Here is a 7227-nt window from a genome sequence, read left to right on the forward strand (position 1 = left end):
GGCGTTCGTCGTCGTTATTGGTCGCGCGAATCGCGAATTATTGGTCTCTTGGCCAACAACTGTTGTCCCGGCGGTTGAGCTCGGTCTAGCGTCACGACGCAGCGAGCGCTCGGAACGCACGACCAGACGGCACGCCAACACCGAAGGGACCACAGCATGACTCGCAATGACGATCAAGGCGACGGCGAGCGCAGCGAGGGCGCCGTCACCACCAGCGTCGGATCCATGGAGATCAGCCGACGCGGCCTCATCCGCCGCGCTGGCCTGCTCGCCGGGGCCGCGACCGTTGCCGGGACCGGCCTGGCCGGGCCGTTCTGGAAGAACTCCGCGGCTGTCGCGGGACACGGCGCGGTCCGCACGCCGGCCGACTTCGAGACCCATGCCCGCATGATCATGGCGTGGCCGTACAAGGAGCAGAACTGGACGGCGAACATCCTGCCCGGTGCCCAGCGCGAGTGGGCCGGCCTGGCCAACAACATCAGCCAGTTCGAGCCGGTCACCGCGATGGTCGCTCCTGGCCAGGAGGCGGCGGCGCGCGCCGCGCTCGGAGCGCGCACGAAGGTCAACCTGGTCACGATGGCCTACGACAACGACTGGACCCGTGACTACGTCGGTCCCAGCGTCTTCATCGGGGGCAAGCAGACGCTGACCGACTGGTACTACAACTGCTACGGCATGAAGTTCGGCTCCTGCGAGGCGCACTCGCAGCTCGACGACGCTGCCAACGCCCCGCTGAGCCAGTATCTCGGCCTGGCGCGCCGCGACCTGAACTACTTCGTGCTCGAGGGCGGCGCCGTCGTCTTCGACGGTCAGGGCACGTGCTTCACGACCGAGTCGGTCATGCTCAACTCCAACCGCAACCCCGGCTACACCAAGCAGCAGACCGAGGACCTCCTCAAGCACGAGTTCGGCTGCTCGAAGGTGATCTGGCTCGTGGGCGACCCCGCCGACGCCATCACCGACGGTCACGTCGACATGATCGCCCAGTTCGTCGGGGCGCCGACCGCCACGCAGGGGGCGAAGGTGCTCCACCTGACCGGCGGCGAGCCGGGCAGCGCGACGTACGCCGCGCTGCAGGAGAATAAGCGGATCCTGCAGACCTCGACCGACGCCAAGGGTCGGCCGTTCCGGCTCTACGAGTTCAACATCCTCCCGCCGACCGCGACGCGCACCGGTCACCACAGCTACGTCAACGTCACCTGCACCAACAACAACGGGATGATGGTGCCGACCCTCGGGGCCGAACCGGACGCCCAGGCACTGGCGCTCTTGCGAAGCCTCTTCCCCGAGAAGAACGTCGTGGGCAACCCGATGCCGAACCACTCCTGGGCGGGCGGCGGCGCCCACTGCATCACCCAGGCGATCTACGCGTAGTAGTTGCTGGCGCAAGCCAGCACGAACGGCCCCGCGGCTGGAAGAGCATCCTGTGAAGGTGCCCAGCGGCGGGGCCGTCGTGGCTCGATGCGCCCTGAGGTGCGGGGCTCAGGAGCCCGTCGGCGGCGGGCAGTAGTGGGTGACGATGTAGTAGCTGATCGCCATCGGCTTCCCGGCCTTGTTCAACAGCGTCGACGTCAGGACGCCGTCCGAGCCGACGGTCACGGTGTCGACCTGGGTGCCGGCCTTGTAGCAGACCGTGCTGCCGGCCGGCAGTTCGACGGTCGTGGTCTCGTAGTCGAGCTCCACCTTGTCGGAGCTGGTGTAGTCCGCGCAGTGGGCGGTCGCGGCCGAGCTGGGGCCCGCGATGCCCACCAGGGCAGCGGCCGTGCCCACGAGTAGGGCGGCTGAGCTGGCAAGACGCCTCATGGCATTCCTCGTTCCTGTGGGTGGCGGTGGCCGGGGGTGGCCACCCTGCCCGAGCCACTGTGCTCAGCCCGGTACGACGGCGTGGAGGTGCGACGCTCCGGCCACCCATTTTGATGACCGCTTGCGGTGAGGCGGTCGGCCGATACTGGCGGGTTCCAGCCGATCTCCCATCGAGTCGGACATGTGCACCGCTTTGGGGATGACGGGCCCGGGGCGATCGACGGACAGTGACGTCGGCGGCCTCCGGTAGGCGGAGCTCCCGTCACGACCTGCGTCGGGCGTGACGGCACGTCGAAGAACGAGCGAAGGAGCGAGGACATGGCGATGGTGGCGATGGCGATACCGGTCATGCGGGGCAAGGAGCAGGCGTGGCTCGACTACACGGGCCGTCTGCAGTCCTCGGAGTTCCGCGAGGAGTACGCAGCATCCAGGCGCGCGGTCGGCATGACGCGGGAGATCGTGTGGAGCCAGCGCGGTCCGGACGGCGGGTTGGTGGCCATCGTCGTGGTCGAGGCTGACGACCTGAACGCCGTGTTCGGCAATCTGGCGAGCGCCGAGGACCCGACAACGGCCGGGTTCCGGGAGTTCATCAAGGACGTGCACGGCGTCGACATGGTCGCCGACCCGCTGCCGGAGGTCACCCTGCACAGCGACACGCGGTTCTGAGGCCACCCGGGCCCCGGTCCTCACTGGACAGCGCAGGCCATCGATCTGGCGGACCTGCTCGCCGAGACTCGCCGGTCAGGAGCAGGAGGGTTTCACAGGGATGTCCCAGGAGCCGATGCCGGATCCAGGAGATGAATCCAGGTCACCGCGCGATTCGCTCCGCCCATCGTGAACCCTTCCGATTGAAGGTGGCCCGTCAAGCGGTGGAGCAAGACAACGGAAACGTCCCCCAACGGTCACCAACCATTGAGGGACGTTTCCGCGATGCACAGGGCTATCCCGACCTGTTTGCGCAGGTCGGAAACTGCCCGGCCTAGATGTCGTAATAGTGACGCGGCCCAGCCGCTGACCTGCCCAAACGCCTTGTTTCAGGCTCCGTGGGCCGCGCTGGGGCCGCATGCGGCCAAGTTTCGCGGCGACGATGGACGCTCGAGCCGCACCAGTCGGCCGGTCCCGGAGTCCCAGTTCGCACTGTTCGTCATGACGCGGCGGGGTGCAACTCGAACCGGAGACCGAGGGCGTTGGTGACCTTGAGGATGGTCGACCATGTTGGGTTGCCGTCCGCGGAGAGCGCCTTGTACAGGCCGTCCCGGCTCATGCCGACGCGGCGGGCGAGTTCGCTCATGTTCTGCGAGCGGGCGATGATTCCGAGCGCGTGGGGGACCGCGCTGGGGTCGTCGACCGAGTCCTCCAAGGCAGCCTCGAGAAATGCGGCGACGTCGTCGAGGGTCTCGAGGTAATCGGCGGCGTCGAAACGCTTGTACTTCTCGCTTGCAGTCATGGCCTGCCCTCCTCGTCGTTCTTGTCTGCCCGCCGTTGCTCGGCGAGTTCATGGGCGTTGCTGATGTCCTTCTGCTGGGTGGACTTGTCGCCACCGCAGAGCAGCAGGATCAGGCTCTCTCCGTCTCGCAGGTAGTAGACCCGGTAGCCCGGGCCTACATCGACGCGCAGCTCCGATAGCCCCTTGCCGATCGGTCGTACGTCGCCGGGGTTCCCCTGGGCGAGGCGATCGAGCCGGCGGAGGATGCGCGCCTTGCCTTGTGCGTCCTTGCTTCTTCAACCATGTCTCGAACTCGCCTGTCTGGACGACCTCGATACGTGTCGACTATAACTGACACCTTGGTGAAGTCTCGACGGCTCATTCTCAGGCGTCATCGTCATCGTCCTCGTCGCGATCCGGCGCGTCGTCGTCGGTCAGATCCGGGCTTTCGACATCGGTAGGCGGAGTCTGGTGTCCGAACACGGCGTCGACTGCGCGCTTGGTGCGTTCGGCGCTGCCTTCAACCAGGTGGGTGTAGGTGCGCAGGGTGAAGCCAGGGTCTGCGTGGCCGAGGTACTCGCTAAGAGCCTTGATGGACTCACCCTCGTGGAGTGCCGTACTCGCGTCGAAGTGACGGAGCGCGTGACTGCCGTTCTCGCGCGTCGCAGGGACACCAGCGCGCTTGAGCGCCGGCTTCCAGATGAAGGCGTTGATGTAGTTGCGGGCCAAGGCCTTCTTCTCGCGGCTGTAGAGGATCAGCGTGACGGTGGTGGGCTTGCCATCGCTCTTCTCCCACGGCAGCGTCACATCGATCGGCGGATAGGCCGTCATGTGCGCATTGATCGCCTCAAGAACCGCGTCGGGCAGTGGGACCTCGCGGACTTTGCGACCCTTGGGCAGACCGAACATCTGTTGTTGCCGAGGAGCTTGACCTGGCGCCGAACGCGTACCTCGCCGCGAGGTCGATATCGTCGGGGGACAGCCCAAAGATCTCGCCCTGCCTGAGCCCGAGGCCAGCACCCAGCCAGACCATGAGCTGGAATCTCGCCGGCAGCTCGTCGCGAACGGCAAGGACGCGTTCGCGCGGCCAGGGCACCACCTTGTGATGGCCACGCTTCTGTCGTCGAACGGACCGCGCCCGGGATGGATTGGCGAGGATGAGTGAGTCATCGCCTGCGGCTCTGAACACCGTGGATACGTTGGCGAAGATGATCTGACGGTAGGACGGTGCGAGATCCGAGAGGGTACGGAGCCAGCTCTGGATGGTCGAAAGTTGGATGTCGTTGAGGTTCAGCTTGCCGAGGACCGGGAACGCATGCAGCCGAAATCGCAGCTCCTCCTTGATGACGGTGCCCTCGCGGCCGTCGATCTCGTATTCGTGGACGTAGCCACTGGCCACGAAGGAGTCGCCCTTGCGGAAGCGGGCGTACGTCTCGCGAGCCGTGCTTTCGAACGCCACCATGTCGTGGAAGGTGGGGGCGAGCTTCGTGAAGCTCCCGTCGACCTCCTTGCGCCACTGCTCGACGCCGACACGCATCCGGCAGCACTCGGCGCCGGCCTTGGTGAAGTGAAGCTCAGGTGCTGAGGCGATGAAGCCGACCAGGCTCATCTGAGTGGGGATGGATATCTTGACCTCCTGATCTCGCGGTGCGAGGCGGACGCTGCGTGCAGGAGTTAGGTGTGCGCGGGTTGCCACCTCTGCCAACCGGTCAGTCGGCCAAGGTTGGATGCGCCGGTCCGCAGTCGGCGCGGTCTGCTACCAAGTCATGAAGCGCCAGTACGGAGGTCTTCCAGCCGACTCGCAGCCGGGGATAAACCCGGCGCCGGGCCGGGTCTTACATGCCATCATCGACGGTTGTGAGCACTCCGCCAGTCAGCGACGAGGTTGCCGCTGCGTTCGCCGCATACTTCCACGGCGGTCTTGGTCCTTCGCACTCAAAGCTCACCACGGCATTCGCGGCCGGTGGCTACAGCGGCGACGACCCGTATCGGCCCGCCGACGGGGTCCCCAACAAGGAACAGCGCGTCTACACCGTGGTCTCTGCAGCCGTCCGGCGACCGCAGACGGCGAAGCGCCTCGTTGAGGCGCTGCTGACGCCGCTGCGGGTTGCAGGACACTTCGACCCCGAACGTCCGGGGTACGAAGCGCACCATTTCAAGTCCTTGCGCCAGGCGCTCAACAGAACCGGCTGGGACCTCACCGTCGAGGGTGTTCTCACTCCGCTCGGCACCATTGACCTGACGACCGGCGGACGCGAGGCGATCGACGAGCACATCGGCCGCCTTCGGCGAAGCACTGACGACCCAGGCGCGCTTCTCGGGTCCGCCAAGGACCTGCTCGAGTCGACCGCGAAGTTCGTTCTGGAGGAGGTCGGCATGCCTGCCGGAAAGAAGGACAGCTTCGACGCGATCTGGCACATCGCCCGCGACCGGCTCGGAGTACTACCGCAACTGGTGGACGCAAGCCTGCCGGGATCGGCCGAGATTCGAACGATCCTCCAGTCGTCTTGGAGAATCGCGGAGCAGGCGAACTCGCTGCGTAACCTTCAAGGTGCAGGACATGGCCGCACCCTGCCGACCGGGGTTACGCCGGAAATGGCGCTGCTCGTCGTTCGCGAGGCGTGTAGCGTCGCCGAGTTCATGCTCACGACCCTCGACCGTCAGATGGGTCGGCGCTGAGACGCACTCTAACCGGAGGGGCGGCGGCGCTCAGCAGTCAACTGAGGCAGTTCGCCGACCACATGTCGAAGGACAACCGTGCAGCTCTTCACTCGCTAGCCGTAGACGTACGTGGCGAAGCCGCTCCGTATCCGGTCAGCTCGCTTCCCGGACTCAGACGGGCGGCCTCGACGGGGAAGGTCATCGGGAATGTCACGACCACTGGGGCTGCCTCCGCGCCGGGTCGAGGACAACCAGGCCCTTGTTCACAAGCATGCGAACGACGTTCAAGGTCGCTATCGCGGCGAGCGCTGCCTGCCCGTAGACGAGTACCGCTGCGAAGTACCGCTGATTCAGGGTTGCACTCAGTACCGCCTCGGGCAGGTCGGAGTCGGCGTGAACGAGATCGCCGTATAGCCAGCCGTGACCGAGATCGATGTCGGCAATGAGCGGCGCACCGTCGACAGCCTCGCTGATTGCAAACCCCAAGAGGGTCGAGCCGCCGGCATGATCCCCGAGCCGCTCGGGCCGATGTCGGCAGAGGATCGACTAGCGATCGACCAACGCAAGGAACTGATCGAGGCGCGCGCTCGTGCGCTTGCCGAAGCGGCCGTCGCGGCCCGTCAGCCTTGGACACGACGAATTGGCCCGCGTGACGCCGGCCGCGGTGTGGACGATGCCCTATTCGACGCGGCCACGACGGTGGCGGCATATCGCGAGCGATACAAGGTCACCTCCGACCTTCCGGTCGGAGGCAGTGCCAAGAACGACACCCAACGCGCGGACCGTCAGCGCGCACTCGCCGCCGTACGGGCGGTCAGCGCGGCGGAAACCTCGGAATCCTCGGCGGTGGACTGGCTCGCCATCTTGCCGCTCTAGGTCGCCAGGAGTAGGTCTCATCCACAGGTTCGCCCCTTGCGGACGCAGCGGTCGGTGACCCGGCGTATCGAGAGAGTCCCACCCCACCGGAGGCGGTCATGTTCATTCTGCTCGCCGTGCCAGTCGTCGTCGCCATCGCGGCGACGCACCGCTACCTTCAGGTCTACGCGCCGTCGAATGTCCTGGCCCGATGGGCGCGCGCCCGGCCAGCATCGTGGCGGACCGTCACTGGGCTGGTCGCAGTTGCCGGTGTTCTCGTGTTGGCAATGCATGCGGCGGCCGCAGGTGCTACCCGTGGTGCGCCCGGCTGGCTGAATCTCGTCGTGCTCATCCTGGCCTGGGACGCGATCAAGGTCAGCTGCTTGGCGGTCGGCGTCGTGATGCGCGGGATCGGCCACTACGCGCAGCGGATCTTCGCCCCCTAGCCCGGGCTCCGGCAGCTAGCTCATTCATTCATGGGG

Annotated in this window: 10 protein-coding genes; 5 read left to right on the forward strand and 5 right to left on the reverse strand. The window is 66.3% G+C overall.

The features are described from left to right. The first annotated feature begins 156 nt into the window (after positions 1-156). On the forward strand, positions 157-1374 hold the full coding sequence (locus VGE38_RS03420; protein ID WP_331141135.1) for an agmatine deiminase family protein: 1218 nt from the start codon (positions 157-159) through the stop codon (positions 1372-1374). Between the two features lie 108 nt (positions 1375-1482). On the opposite strand, the gene VGE38_RS03425 is transcribed toward VGE38_RS03420, so the two are convergent. Continuing rightward, entirely contained in the window at positions 1483-1803 is a 321-nt protein-coding gene (locus VGE38_RS03425; RefSeq protein WP_331141136.1) for a hypothetical protein, read from the reverse strand. 318 nt (positions 1804-2121) lie between these two features. On the opposite strand from VGE38_RS03425, the gene VGE38_RS03430 reads away from it, so the two are divergent. Next, entirely contained in the window at positions 2122-2469 is a 348-nt protein-coding gene (locus VGE38_RS03430) for a hypothetical protein (protein ID WP_331141137.1), read from the forward strand. Positions 2470-2947: 478 nt separating this feature from the next. Here the strand turns inward: VGE38_RS03430 and VGE38_RS03435 are convergent, their stop codons facing one another. The 4 genes from VGE38_RS03435 to VGE38_RS03450 form a co-directional block, all read right to left on the reverse strand. After that, entirely contained in the window at positions 2948-3250 is a 303-nt protein-coding gene (locus VGE38_RS03435; protein ID WP_331141138.1) for an addiction module antidote protein, read from the reverse strand. Next, positions 3247-3495 carry a type II toxin-antitoxin system RelE/ParE family toxin gene (locus VGE38_RS03440; RefSeq protein WP_331141178.1) on the reverse strand — a complete coding sequence of 83 codons (249 nt, stop codon included), beginning with the start codon at positions 3493-3495 and terminating at the stop codon, positions 3247-3249. Before VGE38_RS03440 ends, VGE38_RS03435 begins: the two co-directional genes overlap by 4 nt. Before the next feature lie 118 nt (positions 3496-3613). Further along, positions 3614-4138, reverse strand: coding sequence for a tyrosine-type recombinase/integrase (locus tag VGE38_RS03445; RefSeq protein ID WP_331141139.1), 525 nt, complete (start codon positions 4136-4138; stop codon positions 3614-3616). Further along, positions 4077-4838, reverse strand: coding sequence for a single-stranded DNA-binding protein (locus VGE38_RS03450; protein WP_331141140.1), 762 nt, complete (start codon positions 4836-4838; stop codon positions 4077-4079). The genes VGE38_RS03445 and VGE38_RS03450 overlap by 62 nt, the downstream gene beginning before the upstream one ends. 248 nt (positions 4839-5086) lie before the next feature. Between VGE38_RS03450 and VGE38_RS03455 the strand changes: the two genes are divergently transcribed. From VGE38_RS03455 to VGE38_RS03465, 3 genes are all read left to right on the forward strand, one after another. Beyond that, a complete protein-coding gene (locus VGE38_RS03455; protein ID WP_331141141.1) occupies positions 5087-5908 on the forward strand; it encodes an abortive infection family protein in 822 nt (273 codons plus the stop codon). A 402-nt stretch (positions 5909-6310) separates the two neighbouring features. Beyond that, on the forward strand, positions 6311-6766 hold the full coding sequence (locus VGE38_RS03460) for a hypothetical protein (RefSeq protein ID WP_331141142.1): 456 nt from the start codon (positions 6311-6313) through the stop codon (positions 6764-6766). Positions 6767-6864: 98 nt separating this feature from the next. Continuing rightward, complete coding sequence (locus tag VGE38_RS03465; RefSeq protein WP_331141143.1) at positions 6865-7191, forward strand: hypothetical protein; 327 nt, start codon at positions 6865-6867, stop codon at positions 7189-7191. Positions 7192-7227: the final 36 nt, after the last annotated feature.

Source organism: Nocardioides sp., assembly GCF_036405735.1.
In the GTDB taxonomy this organism is placed as follows: Bacteria; Actinomycetota; Actinomycetes; order Propionibacteriales; family Nocardioidaceae; genus Nocardioides.